This window comes from Pseudomonas sp. MPC6, from assembly GCF_006094435.1.
In the GTDB taxonomy this organism is placed as follows: Bacteria; Pseudomonadota; Gammaproteobacteria; order Pseudomonadales; family Pseudomonadaceae; genus Aquipseudomonas.
In genome coordinates this window covers 6,051,219-6,069,008 of record NZ_CP034783.1, presented here as the reverse complement: position 1 = coordinate 6,069,008, position 17,790 = coordinate 6,051,219, and the positions used below count along the sequence as shown (strand labels likewise).

The 17,790-nt window shown below is 59.5% G+C and carries 16 protein-coding genes and 1 other RNA gene; 5 read left to right on the top strand and 12 right to left on the bottom strand.

Translation table 11 applies throughout. The features are described 5' to 3' along the window. Positions 1-336: 336 nt before the first annotated feature. From ELQ88_RS30285 to ELQ88_RS30245, 9 genes are all read right to left on the bottom strand, one after another. Positions 337-1,593 carry an integrase domain-containing protein gene (locus ELQ88_RS30285; RefSeq protein WP_138969143.1) on the bottom strand — a complete coding sequence of 419 codons (1,257 nt, stop codon included), beginning with the start codon at positions 1,591-1,593 and terminating at the stop codon, positions 337-339. A 187-nt stretch (positions 1,594-1,780) separates the two neighbouring features. Then, positions 1,781-2,174, bottom strand: a transfer-messenger RNA (tmRNA) gene (gene ssrA, locus ELQ88_RS30280). Between the two features lie 95 nt (positions 2,175-2,269). Beyond that, entirely contained in the window at positions 2,270-2,548 is a 279-nt protein-coding gene (locus tag ELQ88_RS30275) for a hypothetical protein (protein ID WP_128871901.1), read from the bottom strand. Between the two features lie 297 nt (positions 2,549-2,845). Further along, complete coding sequence (locus tag ELQ88_RS30270) at positions 2,846-3,121, bottom strand: hypothetical protein (protein WP_128871902.1); 276 nt, start codon at positions 3,119-3,121, stop codon at positions 2,846-2,848. A 129-nt stretch (positions 3,122-3,250) separates the two neighbouring features. Next, a complete protein-coding gene (locus ELQ88_RS30265; RefSeq protein ID WP_138969142.1) occupies positions 3,251-6,061 on the bottom strand; it encodes an FAD-binding and (Fe-S)-binding domain-containing protein in 2,811 nt (936 codons plus the stop codon). Next, complete coding sequence (locus ELQ88_RS30260; RefSeq protein ID WP_128871904.1) at positions 6,058-6,729, bottom strand: lactate utilization protein C; 672 nt, start codon at positions 6,727-6,729, stop codon at positions 6,058-6,060. The genes ELQ88_RS30265 and ELQ88_RS30260 overlap by 4 nt, the downstream gene beginning before the upstream one ends. Beyond that, positions 6,729-8,183 (bottom strand): LutB/LldF family L-lactate oxidation iron-sulfur protein, encoded by a 1,455-nt coding sequence (locus tag ELQ88_RS30255; RefSeq protein ID WP_128871905.1) that lies wholly within the window; start codon positions 8,181-8,183, stop codon positions 6,729-6,731. The genes ELQ88_RS30260 and ELQ88_RS30255 overlap by 1 nt, the downstream gene beginning before the upstream one ends. Next, on the bottom strand, positions 8,180-9,004 hold the full coding sequence (locus ELQ88_RS30250; RefSeq protein WP_138969141.1) for a (Fe-S)-binding protein: 825 nt from the start codon (positions 9,002-9,004) through the stop codon (positions 8,180-8,182). Before ELQ88_RS30250 ends, ELQ88_RS30255 begins: the two co-directional genes overlap by 4 nt. Before the next feature lie 150 nt (positions 9,005-9,154). Next, positions 9,155-10,849 (bottom strand): lactate permease LctP family transporter, encoded by a 1,695-nt coding sequence (locus ELQ88_RS30245; RefSeq protein ID WP_138969140.1) that lies wholly within the window; start codon positions 10,847-10,849, stop codon positions 9,155-9,157. A 263-nt stretch (positions 10,850-11,112) separates the two neighbouring features. On the opposite strand from ELQ88_RS30245, the gene ELQ88_RS30240 reads away from it, so the two are divergent. After that, on the top strand, positions 11,113-11,880 hold the full coding sequence (locus tag ELQ88_RS30240; RefSeq protein WP_128871908.1) for a GntR family transcriptional regulator: 768 nt from the start codon (positions 11,113-11,115) through the stop codon (positions 11,878-11,880). 143 nt (positions 11,881-12,023) lie between these two features. Here ELQ88_RS30240 and smpB read toward each other — a convergent pair whose 3' ends face one another. Further along, positions 12,024-12,506, bottom strand: coding sequence for an SsrA-binding protein SmpB (smpB, locus tag ELQ88_RS30235; protein WP_123405120.1), 483 nt, complete (start codon positions 12,504-12,506; stop codon positions 12,024-12,026). Positions 12,507-12,624: 118 nt separating this feature from the next. On the opposite strand from smpB, the gene ELQ88_RS30230 reads away from it, so the two are divergent. From ELQ88_RS30230 to ELQ88_RS30220, 3 genes are read left to right on the top strand one after another with little or no spacing between them, the layout of a single operon-like run. Beyond that, positions 12,625-14,028, top strand: coding sequence for a sodium-dependent transporter (locus ELQ88_RS30230; protein WP_128871909.1), 1,404 nt, complete (start codon positions 12,625-12,627; stop codon positions 14,026-14,028). A gap of 7 nt (positions 14,029-14,035) precedes the next feature. Further along, complete coding sequence (locus ELQ88_RS30225; protein ID WP_128871910.1) at positions 14,036-14,470, top strand: type II toxin-antitoxin system RatA family toxin; 435 nt, start codon at positions 14,036-14,038, stop codon at positions 14,468-14,470. Continuing rightward, positions 14,463-14,777, top strand: coding sequence for an RnfH family protein (locus tag ELQ88_RS30220; protein WP_138969139.1), 315 nt, complete (start codon positions 14,463-14,465; stop codon positions 14,775-14,777). Before ELQ88_RS30225 ends, ELQ88_RS30220 begins: the two co-directional genes overlap by 8 nt. A 63-nt stretch (positions 14,778-14,840) precedes the next feature. Here ELQ88_RS30220 and ELQ88_RS30215 read toward each other — a convergent pair whose 3' ends face one another. Next, entirely contained in the window at positions 14,841-15,368 is a 528-nt protein-coding gene (locus tag ELQ88_RS30215; protein ID WP_128871912.1) for an outer membrane protein assembly factor BamE, read from the bottom strand. A 97-nt stretch (positions 15,369-15,465) separates the two neighbouring features. Here ELQ88_RS30215 and fur point away from each other — a divergent pair, with 97 nt between their 5' ends. Continuing rightward, a complete protein-coding gene (gene fur, locus ELQ88_RS30210) occupies positions 15,466-15,870 on the top strand; it encodes a ferric iron uptake transcriptional regulator (protein ID WP_138969138.1) in 405 nt (134 codons plus the stop codon). Positions 15,871-15,945: 75 nt separating this feature from the next. Here fur and recN read toward each other — a convergent pair whose 3' ends face one another. Then, positions 15,946-17,619, bottom strand: a complete 1,674-nt coding sequence (gene recN, locus ELQ88_RS30205) for a DNA repair protein RecN (RefSeq protein WP_128871913.1) — start codon at positions 17,617-17,619, stop codon at positions 15,946-15,948. Between the last annotated feature and the right edge of the window lie 171 nt (positions 17,620-17,790).

The following is a 17,790-nucleotide window of genomic DNA, read 5'->3' as shown; positions in this document are numbered from 1 at the left end:
CACTCGCGCTGAGTGGCACCCGCTGACACCCATCAACTGCAAACGGCTGGTCAGCGCGAATGCAAACAACTGGTCAGTGGCAATCCAATTAGGTGGTCAAGTGAGATTCAATTACGTGGAGCCCATGCGAGTGGGAATGCGGAGCCTTCCCGCTCGCGTGGGCTTGGCCGAGAAAGCCCCAAGAGTGAGGCTTGCAACGGCGACAGTCGCCACTTCTGTCGCCATGCTGCAGGCCAGGTTTTGCGCGGGTTGTCGCCGGTGTCGCCGGTGTCGCCAAATCAACCATCACTCCATCTGGGGAGTCATTTTCGGTTACCGGCTGCGTCCGGTGAGCGCTCACCGTATCGGCACGACGTTGTGGTCCCTGGTTTGATTGATCGCAGATACCGACAGGTTGCCAGTGGCCGCTTTCTGGATGTGCTCACTCCACCAAGCCATCATCGGTCTCCGGCGTTCGATGTAGTCCGCTCGGTTGTAAGCACTTCGGACTTCGTCCTTGTCGACATGCGCCAGCGCGACTTCGATCAGCTCCGGATCCCAGCCATGCTCGTTCAGGATGGTGCTGGCCATGGAGCGCATGCCATGGCTGACCAAGCGGTCCTGGAAGCCCATGCGTTTCAACGCCATGTTGGCGGTCTGACTGTTGGCGTGGGTGCGCGGATTTCTATCTGCCGGGAACACGTATTCCCTGTGACCACTGTGGGGCTTGAGCGCCTCCAGTAACGCGAGTGCCTGTTCGGTCAGTGGGATGGTATGCGGACGACGCTTTTTCATGCGCTCCGGCGGGATGGTCCAGATGCGTTTGTCGAAGTCGATATCTGCCCATCGGGTGGTAGCCGCTTCGGCAGGACGGGTCATGGTGTGCAGTTGCCATTCGATCAGGCAGCGGGTGATCCGCTTGATGCTGGCATTCGCGATTTCGATCATGAGCTCGGAAAGCTCTTCTGGTCGTAGCGCGGCCATGTTCTCTTTCTTGGGCTTCTTGAATACCGCTCGAATACCACTGAGGGGGTTAGAGAAAATCAGCCCGGAGTTTACCCCATAGGTCATGATCTCGTTGAGCCGTTGGCTCAGTCGCTTCACTGTCTCGAGACTGCCTTTGGCTTCGATGGGGCGAAGGAGCTTGATAACCATCGGGGCGCTGATCTGCGAGAGAGGCGTTGTTTTCAAGTCGGGAAAAACATGCAGCGTTAGCGAGCGCCAAATGTCTTCGGCATATGCCGGCGTCACGGAGTCCTTCTTTAGCTCGAACCAGGCGGTGGCCACCTTCTCGAAGGTGTGCTCGGTCTCAGCGAGTTTGGCTTGCCTTACCTCATCGCGTTGAGCTTTGGGGTCAATACCCAGAGCGAGCAACTCACGCGCTTCTGCGGCTTTCTTCCGGGCGTTGGCTAACGAGAGGTCGGGGTATGGACCGAGTGCCATATTGATTCGGCTTCTGGTCAACGGTTCGCGGTAATTGAAATTCCACATCATCGAGCCGCTGGCGCGTACTCGAAGCTGTAGGCCGTCGCCGTCACTAAGGACGAAGTCTTTACCAGTTGCCTTGACCGCCTTGAGCTGGCGATCGGAGAGACGGCTTGCTTGAGTAGGCATGGGAGCTACCTCGGGCACCGTTTTGGTATCCTAAAAATAGCACCGGGTAGCCCGGGATACCACCTGGGATACCAAACTGTCTGGAACTCCAAAAACCTCGTTGGCCCCCAGAAGCGCTGGAAACCCTTGATTTCGCTGGATTTCAGGCACAAAAAAAGACGTCCGTGGACGTCTTTAGATGATGAAGTGGTGGAGCCGGGGGGATTTGAACCCCCGTCCGCCAGTACTCCGCTGTCGGTACTACATGCGTAGCCGTTTCTATTAAGTTAACCCTCAGCGACCCGAAGGGCAGGGTGCATTGGGCGAGTTGTGTAAGTTTTAGCCGCTTCGTCCACAACGTACTGCACGGCGATTCTGTTCTATATGACAATCACTTTGGGTTTACAGACATCCCCTGATGATTGCTGGACCCGAAGGTACCAGGAGGGAAGGGCTAAGGCTGCTTACGCAGCGAGAGCGTATTCCCCGTAGGTTTCGTCATTGGCAACTATAGAAAGTTGCAACAGTGGATTTACGAGTTCTGTTACCAACTCGGCATGCACCTAAAGTTTCGCAACCGGCGTCGAATCCTAAACGGCCCCGAGCCTGTTGCTCTGTGAATCATGGTGAGCAACAAGCCTGCGTAGTGTACGCCAACGCGCGCGAGAAGGCCAACCCGAAGGTTGGCCACCGCAGATTATGGGGTGGGCTGGTTGCGCACTTGGTCGGCGAGTGCCGATGCCTGGGTGGCCTCGGTGACGCATTTTTTGTCGTCCCCGGCGGCTTGGGACGCTTCGGCGCTGGACATCAGTCGCTTGATCTCCATTGTGGTGCTGTTGGAGTTCGCTGGCAGTGAATTCACTTTGCTTTTGAGCTCTTGCAGCTTGCTCGTACACAGGTTGTTGTCTGCAGCAAATACGGGAGCGGCCAACATTGCAGCAGAAATGAACAGACCAGCGAGTGCGGTACGTTTCATGGAGATCTCCTTGAGCTGATGGTCTCGGTGCTGCCGTATGGGCGGGGGCTCGGCCGAGGTCGGAAAACCAGCCACGATTGATGGGGCCTACTTAAAAGACTACGGCGCTGCGCAGGAATTCGGTTGTTGAAAAAGGGGCTATGAAAAAGCTGTTTGATAGGCGCAATGGCACTATAGAGGATTACCCAACCCCCAGATGCAACAAAACCCGCAAATTGGCGGGTTTTGGTGTGCTTCGTATCTGGGTAGAGCCAACAATTCCCATAAGGCCAACCCGAAGGTTGGCATTTTGCTGGGTTATTGTTTGCCACCGTCACTGGACTTCTGAATATCCTGAATGGTCTGAGTAGTCTCGGCGATGCAATCTTCAGTGCCTTTCTTGGTGCCCAATGCGTGGTCGGCTTGGGCTTTCTTGACGGAGGCCGCCACCTGGTCAGTCATCTCTGGAGAAATCTGTGCCTTGGCATTTTCGATGGTTTTCAAGTTGACCGCACAGAGGTCTTCAGCGGCAAACGAGGTGGACGCCATCATGGAAGCAGTAACGAACAGACCTAACAGTACAGAACGTTTCATGTGTATCTCCTTGAGCTGAGGGTCCAGTCTCGCTGGCCATCAGGACGGGCTGCCGAGTGTGGGGAAGACCCGCGTTTTGCGGGGCTTGATCAGTGGACTGCGGCGGTGCGTCAGGGTTCTATTTTTTCTTCAGGTCGCCTTCGCCCGGGTGACCCGGTCCACCAGGTACACCAGCCCGTGGTAGTCGATTCCGCCGTGTTGGGTCAGGCCTATTTCGCAGGTGCGGCTGGTAGAAATCCCCTCGCTGCAGTGCTGCACGGCATCCTTGAGCGTACGCAAGGCGTGAGCGTTCAGCTCCGGTGTGCTGAAGCCCTTGTCACCGGCAAATCCGCAGCAGTGAATGCCTTCGGGAATGACCACGTTCCGGCTGCATTTGCGTGCCAGATCGATCAGTGCCTGGCTTTCGCCCAGGTGCTGGGTGCTGCAGGTGACATGCACCGCGATCGGCGCTTCCTGGGGGGTGAAGTCCAGGCGATCCATCAGGTGCGTGCGGATGAAACGCACCGGGTCGTACAGGTCCAGCCGAACTTCGCCCAGGTCCTGAACCAGGCGCAAGGTGCAGGGGCTGGTGTCGCAGTAGATCGGGTCGAGCCCGCCACGACTGGCGTGCAGCAACGCGCCGATCAGCTCCTGGCGTTTGTGTTCGGCCTGCTCGGCGTAGCCTTTGGAGGCGAAGGGCTGACCGCAGCAGAGGCTGTCCTGGTTGTCTGGAAACACCACTTGGTAACCGGCTTTTTCCAGTAAGCCACGGGTTTTGTCGTACAACGACATCTGCTCTTGATCACCGGCCGCGGGCCCCATGACCCGTGACACGCAGGCCGCCAGGTACACCACCCGCGGGCGCTGGTCCGACACGCTCGGGCTGAAGCGAATGGCCTTTTCCGGTTGCGGCATGGCGTTGGTCCATTGCGGGACCTGGCCTTTGGATAATCGCGTCAGCGTGGCCGAGAGTTTCGCCAGTCGTGGCGCGCCCAACAGCATCCGCGCGCCGTTGGCCACGTGCAGGGTGAAACGTGCGCCTTGCAGTGCGCTGGCGAAATTGCCTTCGAGCCAGTTGGCGGTTTTCGTATGGGTCGCGTTACGGCTGCGCAGCTTTTTCACCAGGTCGCCGGTATTGATGCCGACAGGGCAACGTTGCGCGCAGAGACCGGTCGCGGCGCAGGTGTCGATGCCCTGGTATTCGTAGGCCGCTTCAAGTTCTGTGGTGTCCACCCCGGCACGTTTCTTCGCCTGGATGTCCCGCCAGATGACGATGCGCTGGCGCGGGCTCAGGGTCAGGCCTTTCGAGGGGCAGACCGGCTCGCAGAAGCCGCACTCGATGCACTTGTCCACAATCTCGTCGGCGGCCGGCAGTGGCTTCAGGTGCTTGAGGTGGATCTGCGGATCTTCACTGAGCACCACGTCCGGGTTGAGAATGCCGTTGGGATCGAGCAGGCGTTTGAGCTGCCACATCAATTGGTATGCGTCGCTGCCCCACTCCAGTTCGACGAAGGGCGCCATGTTGCGGCCGGTGCCGTGTTCAGCCTTCAGCGAACCACCGAACTCCACTGCCACCAACTGCGCCACGTCGTCCATGAACGCCTGATAGCGTGCGACTTCTTCCGGGTTGTTGAAGCCCTGGGTGAAGACGAAGTGCAGATTGCCTTCCAGGGCGTGTCCGAAAAGGATCGCTTCGTCGTAGTGGTGTTTGTCGAACAGCTCGATCAAGCGGTTGACGCCGGCGGCGAGTTGTTCCACGGGGAAGGTCACGTCTTCGATGATCACCGTGGTCCCGGTTTTACGCACGGCGCCGACGGCGGGGAAGGTGTCCTTGCGGATCGCCCAGAGCCGGGCGTTTTCCACCGGGTCTTCGGTGAAGTCGACTTGTTTCTCCACAGGGAACGAGGTCAACGACGCCATGATTTGCGTCAGTTGTTCGTGCAGCAAGGTGGACGAGGCGGCGCGGGATTCGATCAGCAACGCGCAGGCATTGTTCGACAGGTGTTGTACGAAAGCCGGCATGCCGGGTTTGTCCTGCACCGAACGCAGGCTGCGGCGGTCCAGCAGTTCCACGGCGGACACCGGCTGGCTTTTCAGCACAGTCACCGCGTTACAGCAGGTTTCCACGTCCGGGAACACAATCAGCGCCGACGCCTTGTTCGGGTGATCGATCACGGTGTCGTAGGTCACCGCGCTGATGAAGCCGAGGGTGCCTTCGGAACCGACCAGCAAGTGGCTCAAGATATCCACAGGCTCGTCGAAATCCACCAGGGCGTTGAGTGACAGGCCGGTGGTATTTTTCAGACGGTATTTGTGGCGGATTCTCGCGGCCAATTCGGCGTTGGCGCGGGTCTCGCGGCCCAAAGCCCCCAAGCGTTCAAGCAGCGAAGCGTGGCTGTCGCGAAACGCGGCAACACTGGCCGCATCTTCGGTGTCGAGCCGACTGCCGTCGGCCAGCACCAGGCGAATGCCGGCCAGGGTGTGATAGGTGTTTTGCGCGGTGCCGCAGCACATGCCGCTGGCATTGTTGGCGACGATGCCGCCGATTTTGCAGGCGTTGATCGAGGCCGGGTCCGGGCCGATCTTGCGGCCGAACGGTGCCAGCCAGGCGTTGGCCTGAGCGCCGATCACGCCCGGTTGCAGGCGGATTTGCATGCCCTGATCACGGATTTCGCGACCATTCCAGTTATCCCCCAGCACGATCAGCACCGAATCGCTGATGGCCTGGCCGGACAGGCTGGTACCCGCGGCGCGAAAGGTCACCGGGACCTGATCCCGTTGCGCGAGCCTGAGCAGCGCCACCACTTCGTCTTCGGACTCGACACGAATCACCAGTTGCGGAATCAGCCGATAGAAACTGGCGTCAGTGCCGAAGGCCAGGGTCGACAACGGGTCGTCGAAACGGCGTGCCTGGGGAATCAGTTGCTGTGCATCTCGCAGAAAAGCCGTCGGTAGACTCATTGGTCCTCCAGGATCAGCACCACAAGGTCTTTCGGGCCGTGGGCGCCGTAAGCCAGGACCTGTTCGATGTCAGCGGTTTTCGATGGGCCGGACACCAGCAGCGCGTTGGTCGGCATGCCTTGGGCCCATTGGAATTCCTGCTGCACCTGATAGAAGTTGTCGCGGATTTCACTGGCCTTGAGCAGGGCAAAATGCACCGGCGGCACCAGGCTCATCAGGCGCGGTTCTTCCCGCGTCGGCCAGAGGATCAGGCTGCCGGTCGCGGCGATGGCGCCGAGGGTGGTGGTCAGGCTGGCCGCGGTGTCGTTGAACAGCTCGGCTTTCCATTCTTCAACCGGACGGTCGTAGGACTTGAGTGTCGGCAGCCCGGGATTTTTCGCCCAGTGTTGAGTGACCTTTTGACCATGGGGCGTAGTCGGCGCGATCAGCAGGTTCGGCAGCTGACGCTCCCGCAGCAATTGGGCCAGCAATTCGGGCCAACTGGCGTCGGTCGTGAGATGGATTTCCGTGTGCACCGCTTCCATCAGTTTGCGCAGTTGCGGGATGCGTTGTTCGGGCGTGTAGGTGTAGGGCTGGGTCACCAGTTCGACGTCGAACTCGTCAGGCACCGGCGTGGTGCCTGTCAGACTTTTGCGCAGCTTGGCGAGGATAGTTTGCTTGGCGCTCATCAACGGTCTCCCTGTTTGGCCAGATGCTCGCGGGCCATGTCATGCAGTGAGCGGGCAGCGGGTTTCGGTGCGCTGTGATTTTGCGTCCACGGACCGACGTTGCTCGGCGCGAGGGCGCGCAAGCGAGTGGCGAAGAAGCCGAACAGGCGATAGAGCGTCGGCGAACTGTTGAGCCTGGCCCAGGCGTTCCAGATAAAGCGTTCCTTGCGCGAGTACTTGCTGCCCTGGCCGCGCATGACTTGATGCGGGCTGTCCGGCGCTTTGACGTTCTCTTCCCGCAGGCGTCGCAGCAAGGCGGGGATCGGGATTTTCACCGGGCAGACTTCACCACAGGCACCGCACAGGGACGACGCGCTCGGGTGATCGGGGACTTTCGCCAGGCCGACCATGTGCGGGGTGATGATTTTTCCGATAGGCCCTGGGTAAACCTCGCCATAGGCGTGACCGCCGATTCGAGTGTAGACCGGGCAATGATTCATGCAGGCGCCGCAGCGGATGCAGTTCAGGGTCTGGCGCAATTCACTGTCGGCAAACGCCTGGCTGCGACCGTTGTCCAGCAGGACCAAATGCACTTCCTGCGGGCCGTCGAGTTCGTGTTCCTTGCGCGGGCCGGAGATCATGTTGACGTAGGTGGTGATCGGCTGGCCGAGGGCCGAGCGGGTCAGCAGCGACAAGAGCGGCACGACATCGCGCAGGTTTTCCACGACTTTTTCGATGCCGGTGACGGCGATGTGCACCGGCGGCACCGTAGTGGTCATGCGTCCGTTGCCTTCGTTTTCCACCAGCAGCAGGGTGCCGGTTTCGGCCACGGCGAAGTTGACGCCGGAGACGCCGATGTCCGCTTCGAAGAATTTCTGGCGCAAGACTTTGCGCCCGATCTGAATGAGTTGGTCAACGTCCTTGGTGTACTCCACGCCAAGTTTGTCGTGGAACAAGGACGCGACCTGACCGGCGTTCTTGTGAATCGCCGGCATAATAATGTGTGAAGGCTTCTCGTGGTCGAGCTGGACGATGTACTCGCCCATGTCCGATTCCAGGCATTCAATGCCCTGTTCAGCGAGGACATGGTTCATCTCCATCTCTTCGCTGACCATCGATTTGCCCTTGATCACTTGCCGCCCCTCGTGAGCGCGGATGATCGAGAGGACGATGCCATTGGCCTCGTCCACCGTTTCCGCCCAGTGCACTGTCACACCGTTGCGGGTCAGGTTTTGTTCAAGCTGCTCGAGCAGGTCGGGCAACTTGGATAACGCACGGGCGCGGACGGCATTGCCCAGCGCTCGCAAGTGTTCTCTTTCATGGGCATCGCTGAAGGACGCTGCCCGTTTGGTCATCAGCGAATCCATCGCCGTGCGAAAGTTGTTTCGCAATTGCTTGTCACCCAAAGCCTCGTGAGCGCGGGTGCGAAAATCTTCTTCTACGGCGACCGTAGGAATAATCGCGGAGGCGTTCATAGAACACCTCCGGTTCGCTGCCAAAGGAAGCTGGCCAGGTGTTGGCCGCGCAACGCTTCCTGCTGTTTCTCCAGCGAGCCGTTGATGTTCATCAGGCAACCGCAGTCGGCACTGAGTACCTGATGCGCGCCGGATTCCTTCAACGAGCGGGTCTTGTCAGCCACCATCGCGCCGGAAATGTCTGGCATACGGACGCTGAAAGTCCCACCGAAGCCACAGCATTCGCTTTCGTGGCTGTGATCGACTCGCTCCACATTGCCTAGCTGCGCCAACAGCTCGCGGCCATGCAGGTGGGTGTTCATCTCACGCCGCGCCGAACACGAGGTGTGCAACGCGACTTTGACTGGCTCGCCACTGTCCTTGAGCTGCACCTTGCAGACAAACAACAGGAATTCGGCCAGTTCATAAGTCCGGGCGGCCAGGGCCTTAACCTGTTTCAGCGTGTCCGGCTCGTCCTTGAACAAGTCGGCGTAATGTTCGCGCAACATGCCCGCACAAGAGCCTGACGGCACCACCACCGGATAATCCCCGGCAAACAACGCCAGTTGCGAGCGTGCCACGGTCCTCGCCTGCTCGGTGTAACCCGAGGTGTAGGCCGGCTGTCCGCAGCAGCTTTGCCCTTGCGGATACTCGACACGAATGCCTTCGCGTTCCAGCAAGTGGATCGCATCCATCCCGGCTTCGGGGTAGAACAAATCCACCACGCAGGTCCCGAACAGGTAGACCCGTGATGGTTTCTCGCTGGGGTATTGCCGAGGCTCGGACAGTGGCGGGGCGACGCGGGTCGCATTCGGCACAGCGTTGTAAAAAAGCTCGCTCATCAGGCGTGTCTCCGGGTGGTCCCGGTTATCCGTCTGTTGAGGCTGCTGAATATAGAGAGGCAAGCTTTCAGCAGCCTTACAGACCGGGTTGTGAATAGCTGACGCCGGAATCGTGGTCCGGCGTCGGTTTTTGCTTTTTTCGTGTAGTACTTAGTGCACCAGCATGCCGGTGAGCCAATAGGCCTGGATGTAGGTAATCAGGCCGACGATCGTTGCGAAGAACAGGCTGTGCTTGAGGGTGAAACGGAACAGATCCGATTCCTTGCCCACCAGCCCGGTCGCGGCGCAGGCGACGGCGATCGATTGTGGCGAGATCATCTTGCCGGTCACGCCACCGCTGGTGTTCGCCGCAACCAGCAACACATCGCTGACGCCGATCTGGTGCGCAGTGGTCGCTTGCAGCGAACTGAACAGGGCGTTGGACGAAGTGTCGGAACCGGTCAGGAACACGCCCAGCCAGCCGAGGAACGGCGAGAAGAACGGGAACGCCGCGCCGGTGCCTGCCAGTACCAGGGCCATGGTCGAGGACATGCCCGAGTAGTTGGTGACGAAGGCAAACGCCAACACCATGCCGATGGACAGAATCGGCCAGCGCAGCTCATAGAAGGTCTCTTTCAAAGTGGTCAGACCAGTTCTGACATTGATATTCAGCACCAGCATCGAGATCAGCGCCGAGAAGAAGATCGCTGTACCGGTCGCGGAAATCGGGTCGAGCTTGAACACCGCCGGCAGGGCCGTCGGGGCGGTCACGATCGGTGCGACCTTGATCACCAACTGATCCAGGTGGGGGATGGCGATGTTAAACACCCAGCTGTACATCGAGCCGCCAGCGGCGAACATTGCCTTGAACGGTTTCAATGTCCAGATGGTGACCAGCACGGTGAGGATCAGGAACGGCGACCAGGCCTTGAGGATTTCACCGAAGCTGTAGGGCGACGCCACGGTGCTGCGCGGCAGGCCGAAACCGCCGGCGCTGGCGCTCACCACCGAAGCCGAGACGGCGCCGACGATGTGTTGGCCAGCGGCACGTTTCGGCTGCCAGACTTTCAGGAACAGGGTCAGGGATATCAGGCTGGCCAGGGCCGAGGTGATGTCCGGCAGTTCCGGGCCAATGAAGTTGGAGGTGAAGTACTGGGTGATGGCAAAGCTCAGGCCCGCCACCAGCGCTGCCGGCCAGGTTTCCCGCACGCCGCGCAAGCCGTCCATCATGAACACCAGCCAGAACGGCACGAACAGCGACAGCAGCGGCAATTGACGGCCGGTCATGGCGCCGATCTTGAACGCATCGATGCCGGTGACTTGCCCGGCGACGATGATCGGGATCCCCAGGGCACCAAATGCGACCGGTGCGGTATTGGCGATCAGGCACAGGCCTGCGGCGTACAGCGGGTTGAAACCCAGTCCCACCAGCAGTGCGGCGGTAATCGCGACCGGCGCACCGAAACCGGCGGCACCTTCCAGGAACGCACCGAAGCAGAAGCCGATCAACAGCACTTGCAGGCGCTGGTCATCGGTAATCGACAGCACCGAGCTGCGGATCACTTCGAACTGGCCGCTCTTGACCGTGAGTTTGTAGAGGAACACCGCCGCGACGATGATCCAGGCAATCGGCCACAGGCCATAGGCGAACCCGTAGCCGGCGGCAGCGAACGCCATGTCGACCGGCATCTGGAACGCGAAGATGGCCACGGCAATGGACAAGGCCAGGGTGATGCTGCCGGCCACATGGCCTTTGAGGCGGAACACGGCCAAGGCCAGGAAGAAAAATACGATGGGGATAACGGCGGCGAGCGCGGAAAGACCGAGACTGCCGAGCGGACTATAGAGCTGTTGCCAGGTTTGCATATGGGGTGGCCCCTAATTGTTGTTGGTCAGGCACTGGTCAGCGTTCTTGGTTAATTGGTAATACCAATTTACAATCGCTGTTGGCTAGGGTAAAAGCCTTATGGGCGGCGTGTCAATTTGTCACCCTGCAACTTTTGTCGAATACCCGGCGCGCAGGTCGTCTGATGCGGTCGGTCCAATGCCATCTGCCAGGGTGCCGACTCAGCGCTGATCGGCCAGAATAGAAGGCTCGGCGAGCTGCCGGGATCGTGGAGAAGTGAGTTATGGGGTTTGATCAGATACGTCAGCGCCGTTTGTCTGACGATATTGTCGAGCGGCTCGAGGGGATGATCCTCGAGGGCACGCTGAAGGCGGGCGAGCGTCTGCCGGCCGAACGGACGTTGGCCGAGCAGTTTGGTGTGTCACGCCCTTCGTTGCGTGAAGCGATTCAAAAACTGGCGGCCAAGGGTTTGCTGGTCAGTCGCCAGGGCGGCGGCAACTATGTGGTGGAGTCGCTGGGATCGACGTTCAGTGATCCGCTGCTGCATCTGCTGGAAAGCAACCCTGAAGCCCAGCGCGACCTGCTGGAGTTTCGTCACACCCTGGAAGCGTCCTGCGCCTATTACGCAGCGTTGCGTGCCACGGATGTCGATCGCGAACGGCTGGCTACGGCGTTCAACGAATTGCAGGACTGCTACACGCGCCACGATGAGGTGAGCCGTGCGGAAGAGGGCGCAGCGGATGCGAAATTCCATCTGGCGATCGCTGAAGCCAGTCACAACGCGGTGTTGCTGCACACGATTCGCGGGCTGTTCGATCTGCTCAAGCGCAATGTGGTGACCAACATCGGCGGGATGTACAAGCAACGCACCGAAACCCGCGACATGCTGATTTCACAGCATCGGGAGTTGTACCTGGCGATTATCGAAGGCAGGGCGGAGCAGGCGCGGGAAGTCTCCAGTCGGCACATTTTGTATGTGCAGGAAGTGCTGGAGGAGGTGCGTCAGGAAGTGCAGCGCATGGCTCGGGCGGAGCGGCGCAAGGGGATGTAGTCAGTGGGTTTTGTATCGTTTATGCGATTGCATTCGCGGGCAAGCCCGCTCCCACAAGGTCCGTGGACGCCGATATGTTTGCGGCAAACCCGGAACCCTGTGGGAGCGGGCTTGCCCGCGATGGGGACCTCAAGGCTGGAAGATCAATCTTCCTTGCCCTTGTTCCGCACCGCACGCTGCAACTCGCGACCGGCGTCGCGTTCGCGTTCGGTATCACGCTTGTCGTATTCCTTCTTGCCCTTGCCCAGAGCGATCTCGCACTTGACCATGTGCTTGCTCCAGTACCAGGACAGGCACACGCAGGCGTAGCCTTTCTGCTGCACGGCCGAGGCCAGCTTTTCCAGCTCGCGTCGGTTGAGCAGCAATTTACGGGTGCGGGTCGGATCGGCGATGACGTGGGTGCTGGCGGTCATCAGCGGCGTAATGTGGCTGCCAAGCAGCCAGGCTTCGCCATCCTTGAGCAGCACGTAACTGTCAACCAGTTGCAGCTTGCTTGCCCGCAGACTTTTTACTTCCCAGCCGGCCAGGACCAGACCAGCCTCGAACTTATGCTCGATGAAGTAATCGTGTCGCGCCTTTTTATTTTGCGCGATGGTCCCTGTTGGGTGTTTCTTCTGTTTAGCCATAGGGGCGGCATTATAGGGAGTTACTCGCTAGTCGGCTACGGTATCGCTACGTGCTTGAGCAGGTTGATTGAATCCCGGACAATGCGGCCTCTTTTTTGAACGCTTGGGCGTGATAACGATGTCGACAGACAAGGTTTCTGTCCACGGCAGTTGGGCTAGCCGCTGGGTCTTCATACTCGCCGCGACCGGTTCGGCCGTGGGCCTGGGTAGTATCTGGAAATTCCCGTACATGGTCGGCGTCTACGGCGGCGGCGCCTTCGTGCTGATGTTCCTGGCCTGTATCGCGCTGATCGGTGTGCCGGTCATGCTGGCGGAAACCCTGATCGGCCGTCGCGCCCGGCAGAGCCCGGCCAATGCCTTGAAGGTGTTGGCGCTCGAAGCGGGGCATTCGGCGAAGTGGTCCTGGGGGGCTTTCGCCGGGATGATCACGGCGCTGCTGATCCTGTCGTTCTATAGTGTGGTCGGCGGCTGGTCGCTGGATTACATCATCGACATGGGGCGCGGTGATTTTCAGGGGGCGACGGCAGACCAGGTTGGCGCGTATTTCGGCAATGTGATCGCCGATCCATGGCGCCTGACACTTTGGCACACGATTTTCATGCTGCTGTCCGCCATCGTGATCGCCAAGGGCGTGGTGGCCGGCCTCGAGCGCAGCCTGCGCATCATGATGCCGCTGCTGTTCGTGATGATTCTGGTGTTGCTGGGCTACAGCATGACCACCGGCCATTTCATGGAGGGCGTGCATTTCATGTTCGACTTCCACCCGGAAAAAGTCCTGGACGGCTTGCTGCCGGCCATGGGACACGCGTTCTTTTCCCTGAGCGTGGGCGTTGGTTCGATCATGATCTATGGCGCCTATATGCCGAAGGATTCGTCTATTTCCGGCACCATCGTCGGCGTGGCGCTGCTGGATACGTTCGTTTCCCTGGTCGCGGGCCTGGCGTTGTTTCCGATTGTGTTTGCCGCGGGCCTGAACCCGAGCGAAGGGCCGGGGCTGATGTTCGTCAGCCTGCCATTTGCCTTTGGCAACGTAGCCTTCGGCCAGTTGATGGGCGTAGTGTTCTTCGTACTGGTGGCGATTGCCGCCTGGAGTTCGGCGATTTCCTTGCTCGAACCGATGGTGGCTTACCTGGTTGAGCGCACTAAAGTCAGGCGCGCCTGGGTGACGTTCTGGTTGGCATTCACTTGCTGGTTTGTCGGCCTGGGCACGGTCTTTTCCTTCAATATCTGGAAGCAAGCCAAGTTTTTCGTGAACGAAGGCGGGATGTTCCATCTCTACCAATGGGGTGCGGCCGGTGGCCTGGACTTCTTTGGTGTGATCGATTTCTTCACCTCGCGAATCATGTTGCCACTCGGTGGATTATGTTTCGTGGTGTTTGCGGGATGGGTGATGGGTCGGGAAGCGGTACGCGACGAATTGTCGATCCGCAGCCCGACGTTGTTCGCCCTGTCCCTGTTCTTGATGCGCTATGTGGCGCCCATCGGCATTCTCGTAGTGTTTGCCGCCCAGCTGTGGAAGTGACGCTGACATGACGACACACATTCAACGTTCGGCCCTGCTGCCGTACCCCGCGCAAGCGCTGTATGACCTGGTCAACGACGTAGCGAGTTACCCGGAGTTCCTGCCGTGGTGCTCGTCGGCCGAAGTCCTTGAAAGCTCCCCCGAGCACATGCGCGCCAGTGTGGGCGTAGCCAAGGGCGGGCTCAGTCAGCACTTTGTGACGCGCAATACCCTGGTGCCTGGACAGTCGATCGAAATGAACCTTGAAAAAGGTCCGTTCACTCAGTTGCACGGCGTGTGGGTGTTCAAGCCGCTGGGCGAGAAGGCGTGCAAGATCAGCCTGGATCTGTCGTTCGATTACGCCGGGCCGATCATTCGCGCGACCTTGGGGCCGTTGTTCAATCAGGCGGCCAATACGCTGGTGGATGCGTTCTGCCAGCGGGCCAGGCAGATGCATGGTTGAGGCAATGATCGAGGTCGAGGTGGTGTATGCCGCCGTTGATCGTCAGGTGCTGCTCGCTGTGACGGTGCCTGCGGGGACTACAGTGCGAGCAGCTTTGCAGAAGTCGGGTGTCGGCGAGGAGTTTCCGGAACTGGATCTGGCCAATTGTCCTGTGGGGATCTTCGCAAAGGTGATCCTCGATCCGGACAGTCGTGCAGTTCAGGCAGGGGATCGCATCGAAATTTATCGGCCGCTGCTGGCCGATCCGAAAGAAATTCGTCGGCTGCGCGCCGCCAAGGCGGCCGAGGCCAAGACGCGGAATCAGTGACGCGGATAAACGCCAGGCAATAAAAAACCCGGACATGCCGGGTTTTTTATTGCCTCGCAATTATTATTGCGGCGAGGTGTCCAGCGGTTGTGGCGTCGGGACCGGAACGGTTTCTACGCCGTCGACGTCCTTCTGGATCTGATCCAGCAACGAGCCTGGCTTGACTGGTTTTTCCGGTTTCGGCTTCTCGGCATTTTCTGCAGGTGCGGTCACGCTGGTGCCGCTGTCCTTGCCAAGAATGGCTTCGTCTCGGCTCATGCCCGGCATGAAATCACCGGAGAGGCTGACAAGTTGGTCATTTGGGTTGAAGATAACGCTAATGCGTTCCTGTTGGCGTTCACCGCCACCCGGTTGCAGGCTATAGAGATAATCCCAGCGATCGGCATGGAACGTGTCAGTCAGCAGAGGGTTGCCCATGATAAACCGTACTTGCCGACGGGTCATTCCCGGGCGTAACTGGTCTATCATGTCCTGCGTGACGACATTGCCCTGCTGGATGTCGATTTTGTAAACCCCGGGGAATGAACAACCGGCGAGTGCGAGCAGTCCCACAAAGGTGAAACTGGTTAGCAAGAGCTTGGTGTTTTGCATCGGTGGGCGACTTCCACTATCTTGGCTGGGACAACGTAAACGCCGATCATACCCGCATTAAGAGAAGCTGCGAAGCAGCATCGCGAGAAAGCTGACCATGGTTGAAAATAGCGAACTACGCAAAGCCGGCCTCAAAGTGACCCTTCCACGGGTCAAGATTCTGCAAATGCTCGATTCCACCGAGCAACGCCACATGAGTGCCGAGGACGTCTACAAGGCACTGATGGAAGCTGGTGAGGACGTCGGTCTGGCCACGGTTTACCGTGTTCTGACCCAGTTCGAGGCAGCTGGCCTTGTGGTGCGGCACAACTTCGACGGAGGCCATGCGGTCTTCGAGCTGGATGACGGCAAGCATCACGACCATATGGTCAACGTCGAAACCAGCGAAGTGATCGAATTCTTCGATGAAGAAATCGAGCGACTGCAGAAGGCAATCGTCGACAAGTATGGCTTCGAGATGGTTGATCACAACCTTGTACTGTACGTGCGCAAGAAAAAGTAAGCATGTCGCGCGAACTTGAGGTTCGCGAAACGAACGAAGGCGACCCCAGGGTCGCCTTCGTGCTATCTGCCATGGCTAAATCTTTGCAATGACGACCATTTTTTTCGCGTGAGCCAAGGATTCCTTGGTCAGATCGATACCGCCCAGCATTCGCGCCACTTCTTCGATACGATCATTCTTGTTCAGCTTGGAGACCGCCGTGCGGGTTGCGTCCTCGCCGCGCACCTTGTGCACGAATAGATGTTGATGACCTTGCGCCGCTACCTGCGGCAAGTGGGTCACTGTCAGCACCTGCCCACGTTCACCGAGACGACGCAGCAACTGGCCGACAATCTCGGCAGTCGGGCCGCCAATACCCACGTCCACTTCGTCGAAGACCAGGGTCGGTACGCGCGAGGTTTGCGCGGTGATGACCTGAATCGCCAGGCTGATTCGTGACAGCTCGCCACCGGAGGCCACTTTTGCCAGGGCTTTGAGCGGCTGCCCCGGGTTGGCGCTCACCAGCAGTTCTACCTGTTCGAGACCGTTGGGCAGCAATTCATCGCTGCTGTTGGGCCGCAGTTCGATGGTAAAGCGCCCCCCCGGCATGCCCAGTCGCTGGATTTCCTGCTCCACGGCGCTGGCCAGGCTGCTTGAGGCTTGATGGCGCAGGTCGCTCAGTTCCCGGGCCTTCTCCTGATAATGACGGGCGTAGGACGCCAGCTCATCGCTCAGTCGTTCGATGGATTCGTCGTTGGCATTCAGGGTTTCGATTTCATCCAGCAGGCGCTGTTGCATCTCCGCGACCTCGGTCGGTTGAATGCGATGTTTGCGCGCCATGGTGTAAATCGCGTCGAGCCGTTCTTCCAGGTACTGAAGACGCGCCGGGTCGGCGTCGAAGTTATCCAGGAAGCGGTTCAGTTCACCCACGGCTTCCTCGACCTGGATCTGTGCGCTGGTCAGCAGGCTGCTGGCTTCACCCAGGGCGCCGATCGAGTTGTTCACGCTCGACAGGCGGTTGAGGCTGGCGGTGAGCGCGTTCAGGACATTGCCTGAATCACTTTCGCTGCATTGTTCGACCACCTGCCGGCAGATGCCCAGCAGCGTCTCGGCGTTGGTCAGGTTCTTGTGCTCTTGCTCGAGTTGCTCCAGCTCGTTTTCACCGAGGCCGAGGTTTTCCAGCTCCTCGAGTTGATAACTGAGCAGCTGGTGACGAGCGCGCTGCTCGTCGCCGGAGTTGGACAGGCGATCCCGTTCCTGGCGCGTCTGGCGCCAGCGTTGGGCGGCCAGTTGCACCTGGCGGGCAAGGTCCGTCGCGCCGGCGTACTCGTCGAGCAGGCGGCGGTGGGTGTCGGTCTTGAGCAAGGACTGGTGTTCGTGCTGGCTGTGGATATCGATCAGCAACTCGCCCAGGGCCTTGAGGTCGCCAAGCGGGCAGGGGGTGCCGTTGATGTAGCCCCGCGAGCGTCCTTCGGCAGTGATCACCCGGCGCAGGATGCACGGGCCGTCGCTCTCCAGGTCGCGCTCGGCCAGCCAGGTGCTGGCTTCCGGAATGTCGACCAGGTCGAAGGTGGCCAGGATATCGGCCTTGTCGGCGCCGGGGCGGACCACGCCGCTGTCGGCGCGATCGCCCAGGGTCAGGCCCAGGGCGTCGAGCATGATCGACTTGCCGGCGCCGGTTTCCCCTGTGATCACGCTCATCCCGCGATCGAGTTCGAGATCGAGATGTTCAACGATGGCGTAGTTGTGTACGGACAGGTGCACCAGCATAAAGGCCGCTCCCAGGCATTAGGTCTGGTTATTTATACAGTGTTTTGATTCTGGCTGACAATGGCCCTCGTTAGCTCGATTTGCTTGGACCGACGAAATCCTTAGTGCGACCGGGAATGACAATGCAGCTGTTTTTTGTAGGGTTAATCAGTGAGCGGCCCTTGAAGCTCG

Excerpts from the sequence above, each read along its gene's own strand:
- ELQ88_RS30225 (WP_128871910.1), top strand. The coding sequence starts at position 14,036 with ATGACGACACACATTCAACGTTCGGCCCTGCTGCCGTACCCCGCGCAA.
- ELQ88_RS30240 (WP_128871908.1), top strand. The coding sequence starts at position 11,113 with ATGGGGTTTGATCAGATACGTCAGCGCCGTTTGTCTGACGATATTGTC.
- ELQ88_RS30275 (WP_128871901.1), bottom strand. The coding sequence starts at position 2,548 with ATGAAACGTACCGCACTCGCTGGTCTGTTCATTTCTGCTGCAATGTTG.
- recN (WP_128871913.1), bottom strand. The coding sequence starts at position 17,619 with ATGCTGGTGCACCTGTCCGTACACAACTACGCCATCGTTGAACATCTC.
- ELQ88_RS30245 (WP_138969140.1), bottom strand. The coding sequence starts at position 10,849 with ATGCAAACCTGGCAACAGCTCTATAGTCCGCTCGGCAGTCTCGGTCTT.
- ELQ88_RS30230 (WP_128871909.1), top strand. The coding sequence starts at position 12,625 with ATGTCGACAGACAAGGTTTCTGTCCACGGCAGTTGGGCTAGCCGCTGG.
- ELQ88_RS30270 (WP_128871902.1), bottom strand. The coding sequence starts at position 3,121 with ATGAAACGTTCTGTACTGTTAGGTCTGTTCGTTACTGCTTCCATGATG.
- smpB (WP_123405120.1), bottom strand. The coding sequence starts at position 12,506 with ATGGCTAAACAGAAGAAACACCCAACAGGGACCATCGCGCAAAATAAA.
- ELQ88_RS30215 (WP_128871912.1), bottom strand. The coding sequence starts at position 15,368 with ATGCAAAACACCAAGCTCTTGCTAACCAGTTTCACCTTTGTGGGACTG.
- ELQ88_RS30265 (WP_138969142.1), bottom strand. The coding sequence starts at position 6,061 with ATGAGTCTACCGACGGCTTTTCTGCGAGATGCACAGCAACTGATTCCC.
- ELQ88_RS30250 (WP_138969141.1), bottom strand. The coding sequence starts at position 9,004 with ATGAGCGAGCTTTTTTACAACGCTGTGCCGAATGCGACCCGCGTCGCC.
- fur (WP_138969138.1), top strand. The coding sequence starts at position 15,466 with ATGGTTGAAAATAGCGAACTACGCAAAGCCGGCCTCAAAGTGACCCTT.
- ELQ88_RS30285 (WP_138969143.1), bottom strand. The coding sequence starts at position 1,593 with ATGCCTACTCAAGCAAGCCGTCTCTCCGATCGCCAGCTCAAGGCGGTC.
- ELQ88_RS30220 (WP_138969139.1), top strand. The coding sequence starts at position 14,463 with ATGGTTGAGGCAATGATCGAGGTCGAGGTGGTGTATGCCGCCGTTGAT.
- ELQ88_RS30255 (WP_128871905.1), bottom strand. The coding sequence starts at position 8,183 with ATGAACGCCTCCGCGATTATTCCTACGGTCGCCGTAGAAGAAGATTTT.
- ELQ88_RS30260 (WP_128871904.1), bottom strand. The coding sequence starts at position 6,729 with ATGAGCGCCAAGCAAACTATCCTCGCCAAGCTGCGCAAAAGTCTGACA.